Annotated in this window: 16 protein-coding genes; 5 read left to right on the top strand and 11 right to left on the bottom strand. The window is 53.2% G+C overall.

Annotated elements, in window-relative coordinates; all coding sequences use genetic code 11:
* Positions 1–142: 142 nt before the first annotated feature.
* From V6575_RS21785 to V6575_RS21745, 9 genes are all read right to left on the bottom strand, one after another.
* Positions 143–700: a hypothetical protein gene (locus V6575_RS21785; protein WP_340277445.1), complete on the bottom strand. Its 558-nt coding sequence runs from the start codon at positions 698–700 to the stop codon at positions 143–145.
* A 372-nt stretch (positions 701–1,072) separates the two neighbouring features.
* Complete coding sequence (locus V6575_RS21780; protein ID WP_340277443.1) at positions 1,073–2,245, bottom strand: isovaleryl-CoA dehydrogenase; 1,173 nt, start codon at positions 2,243–2,245, stop codon at positions 1,073–1,075.
* 43 nt (positions 2,246–2,288) lie between these two features.
* Positions 2,289–2,732 carry a GNAT family N-acetyltransferase gene (locus V6575_RS21775; RefSeq protein WP_340277442.1) on the bottom strand — a complete coding sequence of 148 codons (444 nt, stop codon included), beginning with the start codon at positions 2,730–2,732 and terminating at the stop codon, positions 2,289–2,291.
* A gap of 129 nt (positions 2,733–2,861) precedes the next feature.
* A complete protein-coding gene (locus V6575_RS21770; RefSeq protein ID WP_340277439.1) occupies positions 2,862–3,314 on the bottom strand; it encodes a MerR family transcriptional regulator in 453 nt (150 codons plus the stop codon).
* Between the two features lie 101 nt (positions 3,315–3,415).
* Positions 3,416–4,126 (bottom strand): GH25 family lysozyme, encoded by a 711-nt coding sequence (locus V6575_RS21765; RefSeq protein WP_340277437.1) that lies wholly within the window; start codon positions 4,124–4,126, stop codon positions 3,416–3,418.
* Between the two features lie 115 nt (positions 4,127–4,241).
* Positions 4,242–5,891, bottom strand: coding sequence for a serine hydrolase (locus V6575_RS21760; protein WP_340277434.1), 1,650 nt, complete (start codon positions 5,889–5,891; stop codon positions 4,242–4,244).
* Positions 5,892–5,939: 48 nt separating this feature from the next.
* A complete protein-coding gene (locus V6575_RS21755; protein WP_340277432.1) occupies positions 5,940–6,368 on the bottom strand; it encodes a VOC family protein in 429 nt (142 codons plus the stop codon).
* A 49-nt stretch (positions 6,369–6,417) separates the two neighbouring features.
* Positions 6,418–6,714: a YciI family protein gene (locus V6575_RS21750; protein WP_340277430.1), complete on the bottom strand. Its 297-nt coding sequence runs from the start codon at positions 6,712–6,714 to the stop codon at positions 6,418–6,420.
* Positions 6,715–6,845: 131 nt separating this feature from the next.
* The gene (locus tag V6575_RS21745; RefSeq protein ID WP_340277428.1) at positions 6,846–7,271 is read right to left on the bottom strand and encodes an organic hydroperoxide resistance protein; all 426 of its coding nucleotides are present in this window, start codon (positions 7,269–7,271) and stop codon (positions 6,846–6,848) included.
* Positions 7,272–7,468: 197 nt separating this feature from the next.
* Between V6575_RS21745 and V6575_RS21740 the strand changes: the two genes are divergently transcribed.
* On the top strand, positions 7,469–8,182 hold the full coding sequence (locus tag V6575_RS21740) for a MarR family winged helix-turn-helix transcriptional regulator (RefSeq protein WP_340277426.1): 714 nt from the start codon (positions 7,469–7,471) through the stop codon (positions 8,180–8,182).
* A gap of 14 nt (positions 8,183–8,196) precedes the next feature.
* On the opposite strand, the gene mgtE is transcribed toward V6575_RS21740, so the two are convergent.
* Together mgtE and V6575_RS21730 are read right to left on the bottom strand one after the other, a co-directional pair.
* Positions 8,197–9,606 carry a magnesium transporter gene (mgtE, locus tag V6575_RS21735; protein WP_340277486.1) on the bottom strand — a complete coding sequence of 470 codons (1,410 nt, stop codon included), beginning with the start codon at positions 9,604–9,606 and terminating at the stop codon, positions 8,197–8,199.
* 187 nt (positions 9,607–9,793) lie between these two features.
* On the bottom strand, positions 9,794–10,129 hold the full coding sequence (locus tag V6575_RS21730) for a hypothetical protein (RefSeq protein ID WP_340277424.1): 336 nt from the start codon (positions 10,127–10,129) through the stop codon (positions 9,794–9,796).
* 181 nt (positions 10,130–10,310) lie between these two features.
* Between V6575_RS21730 and V6575_RS21725 the strand changes: the two genes are divergently transcribed.
* From V6575_RS21725 to V6575_RS21710, 4 genes are all read left to right on the top strand, one after another.
* Positions 10,311–11,111 (top strand): hypothetical protein, encoded by an 801-nt coding sequence (locus tag V6575_RS21725; protein WP_340277422.1) that lies wholly within the window; start codon positions 10,311–10,313, stop codon positions 11,109–11,111.
* Between the two features lie 173 nt (positions 11,112–11,284).
* On the top strand, positions 11,285–11,491 hold the full coding sequence (locus V6575_RS21720) for a hypothetical protein (protein ID WP_340277420.1): 207 nt from the start codon (positions 11,285–11,287) through the stop codon (positions 11,489–11,491).
* The gene (locus tag V6575_RS21715) at positions 11,488–11,928 is read left to right on the top strand and encodes a plasmid mobilization protein (RefSeq protein ID WP_340277418.1); all 441 of its coding nucleotides are present in this window, start codon (positions 11,488–11,490) and stop codon (positions 11,926–11,928) included. The genes V6575_RS21720 and V6575_RS21715 overlap by 4 nt, the downstream gene beginning before the upstream one ends.
* Positions 11,925–13,868 (top strand): AAA family ATPase, encoded by a 1,944-nt coding sequence (locus V6575_RS21710; RefSeq protein ID WP_340277417.1) that lies wholly within the window; start codon positions 11,925–11,927, stop codon positions 13,866–13,868. The genes V6575_RS21715 and V6575_RS21710 overlap by 4 nt, the downstream gene beginning before the upstream one ends.
* Positions 13,869–13,990: the final 122 nt, after the last annotated feature.

The following is a 13,990-nucleotide window of genomic DNA, read 5'->3' as shown; positions in this document are numbered from 1 at the left end:
ACAACCCTCACCATGCCTAACGGAACCTTAATTTCGTCGAGGTCAGCCAGCAATGCAGATAATAAAAACCCGCCCTCTTACCGAGAGGACGGGCTTCCTTTTTAGCTATAAATTCTGAATTTCACGCACTAGGACTATGGCGTTAAGAGTGTTTTGCTTTCGGCGAAAAAGGGAATGAAGAATGATGGACGTCAATTTTTATGTCGCCATCAGATTGTTTGACAAAGCCTAACGTGAAATCTGCCTTGACCTCTTTGCCAGACGTGTTGGTGAAATAGTAATTCCCCATTGCCGTTGCAGAGTTGCAATCATAGACGATGCCATTGTTTTCGAATCGAACCTTCGTATAGGGCGCGAGAGCAAAGCCATGGTCTTCCGGTACGATGCCGGAAACAAAATAGGACTGGGCTTCGGCAGGTGTCTCACGGAACTCGTCCGCAGACGCCTTGGTCGGTTTGAACAGAACAGATCCAGCGTCATAGGCATACAGATCCTTGACGAAAGCCTTGGCCGTCGCCTTCGGGTCTTGGGCCGCGCCGATGTCGACAATGCCCTGCCCCCATTTGGCTTCCATGGCTTGAACATCCGCCTTGGTAATCCCCGGCGACGAACATTGAGTGGTTCCGGCGGCCTGAGCCGCGATCGGGGCCAGCAAGCCAGAAGCAACGACAAAAGCGGACATAACAACAGATTTGGACATTTCATAACCTTTCAGGTTGACCGTGCATCTCACTGCACACCTAAAAGATCGGACCTGGATCGTAACTTTAGAACATAACAAAATGTCGCAGGATCAGGAGTTGCCTGAATGACCTGCCAGCTTGCCATGATCCCGTCAGATTTCCATCATTTCCCAGCCACATCCCCTCTAAAACCCTGCTGTTTCGGTGCATCCACAACATCAATTCACAAGATGGCGATCCTATCGCAGCGGAAAGCTGCCACAGGATCACCCCAGTTCAAATCAAATGCGTGCGGAAACCTCGACCATACTCCAAAACTGCAAGCCTGGCGTGTGAAGTCACTTCTAGAACATTACTCCCGCAGCGTCAGATGGGCTCAGAACCGACACTCAACTGGTCTTGTTGAACAGCTCACGGCCAATCAGCATGCGCCGGATTTCAGATGTACCAGCGCCAATTTCATAAAGCTTGGCATCTCGCAGAAGCCGGCCGGTCGGATATTCATTGATGTAGCCGTTGCCGCCCAGCAGCTGAATCGCATCGAGAGCCAGTTTGGTAGCGTTTTCTGCAGCAAAGAGGATAGCGCCTGCCGCATCTTCACGAGTGGTCTCGCCCCGATCACACGCCTGCGCCACAGCGTAAACGTATGACCTGGTCGCATTCATCGCGACATACATGTCGGCAACCTTGCCCTGAACCAGCTGGAATGTGCCAATCGGCTGACCAAACTGCTCACGCTCATGGATATAGGGCATGACCACATCCATAGCGGCCTGCATGATTCCAACGGCACCTGCAGCCAAGACAGAACGCTCATAATCAAGACCAGACATCAACACATTGACACCCTTACCGACGGTCGCAAGAACATTTTCTTCCGGAACTTCACAGTCCTGAAACACCAGTTCTCCTGTTTCAGAGCCACGCATACCCAGTTTGTCGAGCTTCTGCGCGACGGAAAAACCAGGAAAATCCTTTTCGACCAGGAAAGCGGTCATGCCTTTGGGACCCGCTTCCGGGTCTGTCTTGGCGTAGATGATCAGCGTATCTGCACTCGGGCCGTTGGTGATCCACATCTTCGTACCGTTGAGGATGTATTTGTCGCCCTTTTTTTCAGCCTTCAGCTTCATGGATACGACATCTGAACCGGCACCCGGTTCCGACATAGCAAGCGCTCCAAGATGCTCGCCAGAAATCAGCTTGCCAAGATAGCGTTTCTTCTGGTCGTCGGTGCCCCAACGGCGCAGCTGATTGACGCACAAGTTTGAATGCGCACCATAGCTCAGGCCAATCGAAGCCGACGCCCGGCTGACTTCTTCCATCGCAATACAATGCTCGAGATAGCCAAGGCCGGACCCGCCCCACTCTTCCTCCACTGTAATACCATGCAAGCCTAGAGCGCCCATCTCCGGCCAAAGCTCGCGTGGAAACCAGTCCTCACGGTCGATCTTGGCGGCCAGTGGCGCAATGCGGTCCTGTGAGAAGGACCGTACACTGTCACGCAGCATATCAGCAGTTTCGCCAAGGTTGAAGTTGAACGATGGAAAATCATTACGGATCATAGAAGCTCTCCTCCCAAAAAATAACTGTCAGGTGATGACTGACCTAGCGTCGGTCGTATTTAACGAAATCACTCAAAGTCCCGATCCGGTCATAAAGTTGCCGGGCCCGAGTGTTGTTTTCCTCAGTGTGCCAATAGACCTTGTGGCAACCGAGCCGCTCCGCCTCTGCAGAAACAGCCTCAATTAACTTGCGTCCGACACCGCCGCCGCGCTGCTCGGCATCGACGTAAAGATCTTCCAGGTAACAGGTTTGTTGCAGCGACCATGTGCTGTCATGCGGCAGAGAATGGACAAAGCCGACAAGTTTGCCCTGACGTTCTGCAACCAGACCGAAATGTCCACCCTTGCCCAACAGCCGTTCAAACAGATCATCGGTGACCGCCTGTGGCAGATCGGCAAGCTTGTAATACGTCAGATAGCCATGCCAAAGGCTGGCCCATTCAGCGCAGTCAGACGCCTTCAAAGGGCGAATTATCAGGTCATTCATCCTGGTTAATCCTTCATACCGGGCAAGTGCATCAACATAACAAGCCCAGTCGAAATAGAATTTTATCGGCACCATCTAGCCCATAAGTATCAGCTCGGCGCACATGGAGGGCTTTCAAAGACAGCAGCATCAAGCAGTATCCGCGACAGGCTCGGCACTTACCCCTGAATCTATTTCTGACTCCGGCGAGAACTCTTCAAATTCAATACCGAGCTCTGCCATCCGGCCGCGGCACCCCGCCTCGACGTCATCAAGATCCTTCAACGACAACTCAAGGTCTCTCTGCTTTTCAAGCAGCTCTGCCCGGCGCTGGGAAATTTTCTGCATCAAAAGACGCAATTGCCCAGGCTCACCCGGTGCCTTGCCATACATTTCAATGAGATCGCTGATTTCTGCCAGGGAGAACCCAAGACGCTTTCCGCGGAGGATCAACTTCAATCGCGTACGGTCTGCTGCATTATACAAACGCTGACGGCCCCGGCGCTGCGGCGACAAAAGGCCTTGGGCTTCATAAAACCGCAAAGTACGCGTCGTGATCGAAAATTCCTGGGTCAATTGCGTGATAGTATATAGGCGCTGCATACATCCCCCCGTGGATGCTCAACACTTTCGCCTTTTTACGTTAAAGTCAACACAAACGAATTATTTAATAAATAACAACCTCTTGTATTCAGAATCGAACTCTAGCGAACAAGACTATCGAGAGACAAACCGGTGGCAAGCACGTTCAAATCAACGTCGCCATCAATCCCGGCGACGCTCCCACGCTGATGATATTGCCACAAGTCCCAGTCATTTGCATAACCCGGAGAGCGCCAGACTGAGCGTGCCCAAAGGCTGCGACTGAACCCACGTTGGTTCAAATAGGTCAGATAAACATCTTCTGGTGCATATAGGATCACCTTACGCCCAATCGCCTCTTCAACCCGCTCAACAAAAGCCGTGACCTGCGTGAGAAGTTCATCGACAGGCGGGCGAGCGGCGCAATTGCCGTCAAACTCAAGATCCAGAACCGGAGGCAGCATGACACCGCCCAAAGGCAGGCTTTCCAGAAAGTTCTCGGCCTGGGCAAGGCCCGGACTGCACAGGGAATAAAAATGATAAGCCCCTCGCGCAAGCCCGACACTGCCCGCTCCACGCCAATTGGCAGCAAAGGCCCGATCCTTGAAATCCTGCCCCTCACTTGCCTTCATGTAAACGAAAGCAACATCATCGCCCACCACCTGAACCCAATCGATCGGTCCTTGATGATGGGACACATCAATACCCCTGATCGGATACAGGCTGCGATCCGGCTCCCAAGTCATGAAGAATACTGCCACTCCCGCTATCGACAAAACAGCGCCAACGGCCACATAAAACAGGACCTTCAGCAACCTCTGCAAAAAATGCATTTAGACCCCAGCCTCTTGTATTCAATCACGCTCAGGACGCATCTGGCGCCACATTGACCGGCATACACTGTTTCCCCGGCCTGACGAAGCGTAAATACCGAGTTGCCCTCAGCCGCTAATTCCTCTCGAATGTGCCAAGGCCATACTCGTCCAGATACTCGATCCACAGTGATCCAAAACCAACTGTCGGTCCACGTTCGAACCGGACCAAAGATCGGCTTCCTGCTGGTGCATTCTCCAGTCGCGGTTCAAAGAAGAACGTGTCGCCGTCCCAATGCTTCAGGTCATATTTCAATCCAGCAGGACCTATTTCCAAGGTGACTTCATTGCCATCGGAAAGAACCGCTGCCGGGCCGAAGTAGGAATTGGAATACGTGCCAGCATAGTCCGTCAACGGTGCTGCGGGTAGAGCGGCCACTGGCACCGGCTTGCCCGCCATCATCCCGACAGGCTGCATAAGGGGCTTAAGGAGCCTTTGGTATCCGGCCAGCCAGTCCCGTCTAGGCTCTCCGTACTCGACCACATCGATGAAGGATCTGGCCAGACTTTCGGGAACTCCAAACGGCTCACCATTGGTCAGAACAATGATCCCGAGGTCGAGAGACGGAACCATTAGGAAACTCGTCGCAGCTCCAAGCGCAAAAGCGCCAGAATGGCTCAAAGTAACCCGACCGGACGGCTCAACACCAACATTGAAACCATAGCCATAAAGGCTGGGCCTGGCGTCAAGCGAACGTGATGGCCCAGAAATGACCTCGGCTGTTGTTGCCTCTAGAAGCATCTGCGCGTCTATCACCGACTTACCATTACAACTGCCCTCTCCAAGCACCAGAGCTATCCACTTGGCAAGATCGGTAACGCTTGAGCTCACGCCACCTGCTGGAGACTGGGCATCAGGCTGCCTCTGATAGAGGCTTTCGAATTGGCCGTTGTCCCGGACATGGGGGAGCGCCTTGTTGTCACGAGCCATAAAGTCGGAAAACCGGGAACTGGTGCGATCCATTGCTAGCGGCGTGTAGAGAATGTTCTCCGACAGCGTGGCCCAGTCTGTACCAGATGCAACGGCGACAGCTTCGGCAGCAGCCGTCAGTCCGAAATTCGTATAGGCATAGTCGGTCCGGAAGCCGCCCAAAGGCAACAGATGCAAACGCGCAAGTACCTCCGCCCGGTTAAAGCCAAGATCCTCCAGATCATCTCCCGCATGGTCGGGCAGACCGGAACGATGCGCGAAAAGATCACCCAAGGTGACCATATCGGTCACTGCTTCGTTCTGAAGACGAAAGTCCGGAAGATAGCTCACAACCAGGTCGTCCCAACGGATCTTACGCGCGTCGACATGTCCCGCAACCACGGTTGCCGCCAGAGACTTTGAAACAGATGCAATCTGAAACACTGTATCCGCATTGACTCGGTCAGGCTTGCCACTTGCCCGCACGCCATAGCCCTTGGCAAATACCGTTTTGCCTTTCCAGGTCACGGCGACGGCTAGACCGGGCACGCCAGAGCGCTTCAGACTGCCGAGCGACATCCCATCCAGCCTCTCAAGAGCAGCTGCGATCTGCGAATCTTCAACAGGGACGGAGACTGTTTGAGCTGGAGAAAGTTCCTGCGCCTCTGCCTGACCCCGAGGTGCGTTCAACAACTGGCCACCAAGCAATAAGAAGCCTGCAAGAGAAGCAACACCAACGTTTCCCGTCAGTACCCGGCCGACGCCCCTTATCCAATTCAAGAAGGAAAATGATTGCGCTGATCTGGAAAACAACATCACAACCTCCGAAAGAAATAATCCCGGATCACTACCTGAAATTCATGACTATCGGGTAAAATTCGACCAAAGCGGAGCAGAAGCCATTTCCAGAACATTGCCGGCAGGGTCATTAAAATAGAGGCTGGTGCCGCCAGCAGGCCAAATCACTTCGCTGATAACATCAATCCCGCACTGCGCCAGATAGACCCGCCAGGCATCGACTGCGCTGCCGCCAATCCGGAACGCAAAGTGGGCATGACCAACACTGTTATGCCCCGGTACAACACCGCCTTCCGTAGGAACATCCTCAGCAGTATGACCGCGATGAAACACAAGAAGCGTTTGCGCCGGCCCCGCATCATAAGCATAGAGCCGTTCACCTTTGACCATGCGCGGAAGCCCAAGCACACCGTGATAAAATGCATGTGCCGCATCCATATCTTCGACATAGACAGCGGTTTCAAGAATTCCATCGATCGGAGGTGCAGACACCATTTCAAGGCTCCTAGCGATTTCCAGACCAAAGACAATATTCAAACAACAATCAGAGCTGTAAACTCGGCGCCGTCATACTTGGCACAAATTCTGTAATTGTGTAGTGCGCAAGCTCATGTTGGTGAAACGGATCACCTGCGACCAAAGTCTCGATCTCACTCTTGCTTTGTCCCCGCGCCAGTATCACCCCGCCCGTCCTCGGCACCTTTCGGCCTGAAGCCAAGAACACACCAGTGGCGTAGCAATGCTCCAAAAAAGCAATATGTGCATCCAGATGTGGCTCAACAACCTCAATCGATACACGATATTCAAGATCAATCACAAACAGATTGGTTTCGGAATTCATTAGCACTCACAATTTGTTAAAACCCGGCGCACCTCTGTTGCTTTGGCGGTGCGGGCTTTGGAGCAGCAGCTTTTGAGCACTGCCTCAAAGCCAACACCAGATTCAAGCTTTCCCTAGATAGAACAGCCCACTCAAACCACTGTCAATGCGACGCCAATGTTGTTCCGCGTCGCATTGGAATAGGGGCAAACTTCATGCGCCTTGGCCACAAGCTCTTCGGCCTCTGCCTTGTCCATGCCCGGAATGGTCACATCCAAAGCAACAGTCAGACCAAAACCGCCTTCTGAGCGGGGCCCGATTCCAACTGTTGCGACTATGCTCGCGTCCGCCGGAACTGGCTTCTTCGCTTGAGAGCCAACGAGCTTCAAGGCACCGATGAAACAGGCCGCATAACCTGCTGCAAACAATTGTTCAGGGTTATTGCCCTCACCGCCAGCACCACCCAACTCCTTTGGAGTTGATAACTTCAAGGACAACGACCCATCAAGGGTTTCCGCGACACCATCACGCCCGCCGGTCGCCTTGGCCTGAGTTTTATAAACAACTTCCACACTCATCAACTTCACCTTTCAAGTTTCAACATCGCTGGAAAAGCCCGCAGTTCTGCGGGGCACACCAGCGAAAAGTCATATCGTGCACGATACGAATACAGGCGAAATATAAATCGTGCGCGACATAATTACAAGGGCTTGCAGTTAGATCGCGCACGAATTATTTTAAAGAAAACCGATATAAGAACGGAAAGTACCGCCCCATGACTCAGACCGCCTTCCCCTTTGATCTGGGGCCAGAATCGGAAAAAGACCCCGTCAAAAAACCGACCAGAAAAAAGAAGCCCAAGGCAGCGCCCCACGCAACTTCGGAGAACGGCTCAGAGTCGATTTCAGAGCCTGATGCCGAAGCCCAAGAAGCAACAGCTCCGGCGAAAAAGAAGGCCGTCGGCAAAAAGGCCAAGGCAAAAGCGTCTGCCAAACTTGCTGCAGAAATAGCTCCGGAAAAGGTAGAAACAGAGATCATGCCTGACGTGCAAGGTCTGCAGCTGGACCAGTTCCTGTGTTTCTCTTTGTACTCAGCCACCCATGCCATGCACAGGGTCTACAAGCCCCTGCTGACAGACATCGGCCTGACCTATCCGCAATATCTGGCGATGACAGTGCTGTGGCAGAAAGACAAGATCCTGGTCGGCGATCTTGGCGACCAGCTGCATCTGGAATCCAACACCATGACGCCTCTTTTGAAGCGACTGGAAGGGATGGAGCTATTAACCCGGACACGCGACAAAAAGGATGAGCGGCAGGTGCGCATCGCCCTGACGCGCAAAGGCAGATCCCTGAAACAGAAAACAAAGACCCTTGCCGCCTGCATTCTGGCAGCAACCGGCCTTCCAATGGATGAAGTCATTGAACTTCAAGGTCGCATCATGACCCTTCGGAATAATTTGCTGAAATCGGCAGAAGAGACAAGCTGATTACCAGCAACCACTCAAATCGGCAGTCCGAACCACAGGGCGGCAATGCCCAGGAAGGCAAAGAAGCCTATGACATCAGTCACAGTCGTGACGAAGACGCTGGAGGCGATGGCCGGATCCACATTGATCCGGTCCAATCCTATCGGGATCAAGAGCCCCGAAAGCCCGGCAAACAGCATGTTGATGATGATGGCACCGCCAATCACGATGCCCAGCCCCGGATTTTGGAACCACATCCAGGCCGTTACGCCGATGAGCAAGGCAAGAATAGTCCCGTTCAAAAAGCCAACCAGAACCTCACGACGAAGAACCCGCAGCATGTTCCGTGTGCCCAGTTCCTGGGTCGCGATGCCGCGCACGGCAACGGTCATGGTCTGGGTTCCAGCATTGCCCCCCATGGAGGCGACAATCGGCATGAGCACGGCCAGAGCGACCATGGCCTCAATGGTGTCTTCGAACATGGCAATGACGGCAGATGCCAGCACCGCAGTTCCAAGGTTCACCACCAGCCAAGTCAGGCGCGAACGGGCAATCGTGATCACGCTATCGGAAATTTCTTCATCGCCGACCCCGGCCAGGGCGCGCAGATCTTCCTCGGCCTCTTCCTGGATCACATCAACAATGTCATCGACGGTCAGAATACCGACCAAGCGATCCGCGTCATCCACCACAGCTGACGAAATCAGATTGTAGCGCTCAAACCGCCGCGCCACCTCTTCCTTGTCCTCTGTCGCCAACACCGCGCGACGGGTTTCCGTCATGATCTCCGTGATTTTTTCATGCCGCTTGGCACAGAGTATTTTATCCAGGGCCACAGCGCCCAAAAGCCGAAAGCCCGGATCAACCACATAGATCTCGTAGAAGCTTTCCGGCAAGTCACGCGCTTCGCGCATGTAGTCGATTGTCTGTCCAACCGTCCAGAACTGGGCAACAGCGATGAATTCGCCCTGCATACGCCGCCCGGCGCTGTCTTCGGGATAGTCCAGTGAACGTTGCAGCTGCGCTCTGTCAGCCAGCGCAAAGCCATCTAGGATTTCAGCTTGATCAGCTTCATCCATATCTTCAAGGATATAGACAACATCATCGGAATCCAGCTCACCAAGGCCTTCAGCGATGTCCTCGTTCGGCAGCGCTTCAAGCAGCTTGAGGCGGACCGCCTCATCGGTCTCCGTCAAGGCCGTATAGTCGAACTCATTCCCAAGCAGACGAACGAAAACAGCCCGCTGTGCCTCGCCCAGAGTTTCGATCAGATCGCCGGTATCAGCCTCATGCAATTTACCGGCAAGCTCACGCAGGCCATCAGAATCTTCAGCGTCAATCGCGGTCTCAACCGCTAGAATAAAATCAGGATTAAGATGTCCTTCCTCCTCGCGCACAGCCAGAAGGGGCAACTCAACAAACGTATCGTCGATCTTCGGATTGATATCAGCCACGCCTTGCCCCCCGTATTTCCAGATGCCACCCGCATGTTCTGCGCAGCATCTCCCGCCTCGTGCAATCCTGTAGCGCCGCACTCTACGGTTTACCACCGGTCGCCAGCAAGCCATCCACAGTCAGCTTGCCCAGTGTCTCCAATCCCACGCCTCTTAAAGCAAAGGTTACAACAGCCGGTTACGAAGTGCAGTTTTTTGCGCCTGCCACATTGCGCAGTTTTGTAAGATACGCCTGCACTGGAGCAGCCAGGATCCGTTCGTTTTTGGAGATGCAGTGTTTGGCAGACGAAAAAGCCGCCCTCGCCCGCTCCGTCGGCAAGCAGACACGGCCAGCTGCCAACACCTTGTGCTCCAGATACCAAAGTTTTTGGCAGGACAGCGTTTCAAAGCGATCCGTGGGCATGCGCATCGCCGCTGCCAGTTCCGGCGTATTTTGAGCAACCGCAGCACTCGAACAAGCCAGCGCTGAAACCAGGTTTGCAATCAGAACAAAATGGCTGCGAGTTTTCATCATTTCCAACATCAGTGTTTATAAGTCTCATTGATCACCAGCTCTAGAGAGAAACGATAATCACAACGACAATGATCAATGCACCGAACGGTCTCGAATAGGTATTTCTGCACCCACCCTGAACCTTTGAAACATTTGCCGCCACTTAAGTTTTACTAAGTTAAACAGCAGAAGTGGAAACAAGATGGCAGTTGGTTACGGAAAGTGGGCCCAAGAATGGAAAAAATCAAAGAAGTACTTTGAAACCGAGAGCGGCAAGAAGAAGCCAACAGAAAAATTTCTAGGTTTTTTCAGAAAAAGTTCAGGCGTCTCAAGTGCTTTCGAGGCTCTCGACAAGAGTTATGGCAAACTTGGGAAAGCAACCTTCAAAGCTCCAGAGAGAGCTGCTGCCATCAAGAATTTTGAGGCCCAAATAAAAGCGACAAAGAAAGTTACCGACGACTATATCGACAAGCTGATAAAGACCGCAGCTGCTGACAAAAAGGCAGCCAAGACGACGGACGCCAAGAAAAAGGCAAATGATCTCCAAGCGCTTTATGCCATTCTCAGCAGCACCTTCGACATTTGCCTAGTCTCTGCTGAGGGAGCTCTCGCCGGGCTCATCGACCTTTGGGAAAACGAAGATAAATCCATTCTCCAAAGATCAATGACCGTGAAACAGCTTCGGGCAAAATTGCATGCGCCAATCAAACTGGCAGCACAATGGATCGCGAAGCAGGAGCGTAAACCCGATGTAGCGGAATTCAACAAAGGTATCCTAAAGGCGACACGAGACATCACTGTCAACCTTGAAAATCTCAAGAGATTTTACCCAACCAACTCGGCTGAGTACAAGGCAATCAGCAAGATATCCAAGCCGTTGGATGACTGGGCACATGCTGATAAACGCTTGAAAGGAGCCACCGGGCATGACGTCCTCGTTGAAACACTCCGATTAAAACGACAAATCGCCGCAATTGCCAAGTGGTTCAATGACACGAAGTAGTTCCGCCGCCGGTCAGATGCAGATGGATAATCGCCTCGAGACCCTCTCCCCCACCACCACCGCCTCTCTCCGATGGGGAGAGGCGAATGAGATACAAAAAGTAGGGCAATTTCAGGAATCTAGTCAATAAAAAAACCGGCACTAGGCCGGTTCTCTTTAAATATCAATCACTTATGTCGATGATCAATGGTGCACCTAATCAGATAAATCTAGAACCTTCCGAAGCATACAAGTTCCTCGAAGAACTGGAAGAATTTTCTGAAACACTTCATGGCGAAACAGAATTGCGTGAGGCTCTGCGCGAGTTTGCGATTGCCGCTTCAGATGAGGGTGAAGAGCCAATTTTGGTAGAGCTCACCGCGCCGGAGTTATCACCATGACCGAGATAACAACGGTTTTTGAGAACAGCGCTCAGGGCATTGCCAAGCAAGGTTCAGAGCCGACCAAGGCGTCAAAAAAGCGGACTTCATTGTCACCTTTGACATTACGTCTGACAGTCGAAGAGAGAGCGAAGCTGGAAGAGCTTGCGGTGGGCATGACGCTCAGTGCCTACATTCGGGCATGTGTCTTCAACGACGAAGCCAAGCGGCGCAAGCGAAGGCCTACGTCTGAGATAGCAGAAAAGAAAGCAACCGCCGAAGTTTTGGCGTTGCTGGGCCAATCCCGCATTGCCAGCAATTTGAACCAGCTTGCCTATCACGCCAATTGCGGCGTGTTGGAGATTGGAAAAAATGAGCGAGACCAAATTGCCGAAGCCAATGCCTATTTGGCTGACATTCGCGTGCTGTTGATGCGGGCTCTTGGGTCGCGACCGTGATCCTGGAGGGCAACGAGCGCGGGTATGGAGCAGAGCTGGCACAGCACCTCCTGAACCCGCGTGACAATGATCACGTCACAGTCCATGCGATTGAAGGATTTGTCGCCGATGATTTGCTTGGTGCTTTTGCAGAAGCCGAGGCGATCAGCGGCGCGACGCAGTGTACCAAGTACCTCTTTTCCCTCTCGCTAAATCCGCCGCCGAATGAGCCTGTTTCCATCGAGGACTTTGAAGCAGCCATTGCGGCTGCGGAAACGAAGCTCAATTTGACGGGACAACCGCGAGCCATCGTCTTTCATGAAAAGAACGGGCGACGGCATGCCCATTGTGTTTGGTCACGCATCCATGCCCGGCGCATGAATGCAATCAATTTACCCCACTGCAAACGCAAGCTCGGCGATGTGTCTCGTGAGCTTTACAGGCAGCATGAATGGAAGATGCCGCCTGGGTTTGTGGATCAAGCAAAACGCGACCCGCTTAACGTATCAAGACAGGAGGCCCAGCAAGCTAGCCGAGAAAAACGGGATCGCAAGGCGCACAAAGCCATGTTCCGCCTTTGCTGGGAGAATTCGGATTCTCGTGGGGCATTTGCTGCAGCGTTAAAAGAGCAAGGCTTTGTCTTGGCACAGGGCAAGCAGCGGGCTTTTGTCGCCATCGATGCAGATGGCAAAGTCTGGTCGCTTTCGCGCTGGTGCGGCGTAAAGCCCAAAGATCTGCGGGTTCGATTGGGTAGCGAAGACGACTTGCCATCCATCGAAGATGTTTTGGGCGAGGTTAGCGATCTAACGCCACCGTCTAAGTCGCCCCCCTCACCGCTGCAAGATTTGAGGCGCTCTGAACTGGTCGCGCGTCAACGCAAGGAACGTGCTGCCTTTCTGAAAAACCAAGAAGAGCGCCGGTTCAAAGAGCGCAAAGCTCAACAGTCCCGAATGCCAAAGGGGCTGCGGGCAGCGTTCCTGCGCATGACCGGCCGGTATCAGACCTTTGTCAAAGACGCTGAGGCTGCCGCCAAAGCAGCCGAAACCCGTGATCGCGCAGAGCAGCAGAAACTGATCGAAACGCATCTCGCCGAACGACGGGCACTGGCGCGCGAACTCAAGAGGGGCAATTCCGGCAAGCTAACGCGCAAACGCGCCGTCCCCGATCCACGCCAGAAACTGGAAACACCACCGGATCAAAAGCTCTTCTCAAAAGCCGAACTGCTCCGCAATCCCGCGCTCATTTTGGATGAAGTCTCGAAGCTGAACGCCAGATTTGACCGCACCGATATTCTGCGGGCATTGGCCCGATACTTAGACGATCCACTAGTCCTGTCGAAAGCTGCGGAAACAGCTCTTAAATCGCCGCAACTGGTTCGAGTCGAAGGAACAAGCGGCAACCCCCTTACCACACGCGAGATGCTGAACACCGAGAAGCAACTGCAGGACATAGCCCAGAGCATGCTCGGGACCAGCGGCTTTCATGTTAATGAAATTCACATCAAGGCGGCCATGAAACGGCAAGATGCCGCAATGCGTCAGGCATTTGGTGGAAAACTGAGCAATGAGCAACGCGCGGCCATCTGTGATGTTCTAGGCGGCAGCCAGATTGCCTGTGTTGTTGGACTGGCTGGTGCCGGCAAGAGCACGATGCTGGCGACGGCCATGGATGCCTGGAAACGACAAGGCGTCACCGTGCACGGTGCAGCATTGGCAGGCAAAGCCGCTGATGGGCTGGAAAGCGCCTCAAGCATTCAAAGTCGGACATTGGCGTCTTTGGAAGCAAGTTGGGAAAATGGCTATGAGCCGATTTCCAAAGGCGATGTTCTGGTCGTTGATGAGGCTGGTATGATTGGCACGCGGCAAATGGCGCGCGTCTCCAGCAAACTAGAAAAGATTGGCGCAAAACTCGTTCTTGTCGGCGATCCCGATCAATTGCAGCCGATTGAAGCCGGAAGGTAATCCCCCCTAAAATTAGTGGTGTTCAAAAGTAGAATTTTCTCGGCAAGATATCTGAGGAGATTTTTGATGAAGAACGGACGATACAGCGACGCACAGATCATGGCGGTGTTGAGGCAGGCGGA

The sequence above is a fragment of the Roseibium algae genome, from assembly GCF_037783265.1.
GTDB lineage: Bacteria > Pseudomonadota > Alphaproteobacteria > Rhizobiales > Stappiaceae > Roseibium > Roseibium algae.
Note: the sequence above shows the minus strand (reverse complement) of the source record. Positions and strands in the feature narration are given on the sequence as shown.

Bases quoted from the DNA above. Each gene is read 5' to 3' on its own strand.
- V6575_RS21780 (WP_340277443.1), bottom strand. From the start codon at position 2,245: ATGATCCGTAATGATTTTCCATCGTTCAACTTCAACCTTGGCGAAACT.
- V6575_RS21745 (WP_340277428.1), bottom strand. From the start codon at position 7,271: ATGAGTGTGGAAGTTGTTTATAAAACTCAGGCCAAGGCGACCGGCGGG.
- V6575_RS21760 (WP_340277434.1), bottom strand. From the start codon at position 5,891: ATGTTGTTTTCCAGATCAGCGCAATCATTTTCCTTCTTGAATTGGATA.
- V6575_RS21785 (WP_340277445.1), bottom strand. From the start codon at position 700: ATGTCCAAATCTGTTGTTATGTCCGCTTTTGTCGTTGCTTCTGGCTTG.
- V6575_RS21715 (WP_340277418.1), top strand. From the start codon at position 11,488: ATGACCGAGATAACAACGGTTTTTGAGAACAGCGCTCAGGGCATTGCC.
- V6575_RS21765 (WP_340277437.1), bottom strand. From the start codon at position 4,126: ATGCATTTTTTGCAGAGGTTGCTGAAGGTCCTGTTTTATGTGGCCGTT.
- V6575_RS21730 (WP_340277424.1), bottom strand. From the start codon at position 10,129: ATGATGAAAACTCGCAGCCATTTTGTTCTGATTGCAAACCTGGTTTCA.
- V6575_RS21720 (WP_340277420.1), top strand. From the start codon at position 11,285: ATGTCGATGATCAATGGTGCACCTAATCAGATAAATCTAGAACCTTCC.
- V6575_RS21775 (WP_340277442.1), bottom strand. From the start codon at position 2,732: ATGAATGACCTGATAATTCGCCCTTTGAAGGCGTCTGACTGCGCTGAA.
- V6575_RS21770 (WP_340277439.1), bottom strand. From the start codon at position 3,314: ATGCAGCGCCTATATACTATCACGCAATTGACCCAGGAATTTTCGATC.
- V6575_RS21725 (WP_340277422.1), top strand. From the start codon at position 10,311: ATGGCAGTTGGTTACGGAAAGTGGGCCCAAGAATGGAAAAAATCAAAG.
- V6575_RS21755 (WP_340277432.1), bottom strand. From the start codon at position 6,368: ATGGTGTCTGCACCTCCGATCGATGGAATTCTTGAAACCGCTGTCTAT.
- V6575_RS21750 (WP_340277430.1), bottom strand. From the start codon at position 6,714: ATGAATTCCGAAACCAATCTGTTTGTGATTGATCTTGAATATCGTGTA.
- V6575_RS21740 (WP_340277426.1), top strand. From the start codon at position 7,469: ATGACTCAGACCGCCTTCCCCTTTGATCTGGGGCCAGAATCGGAAAAA.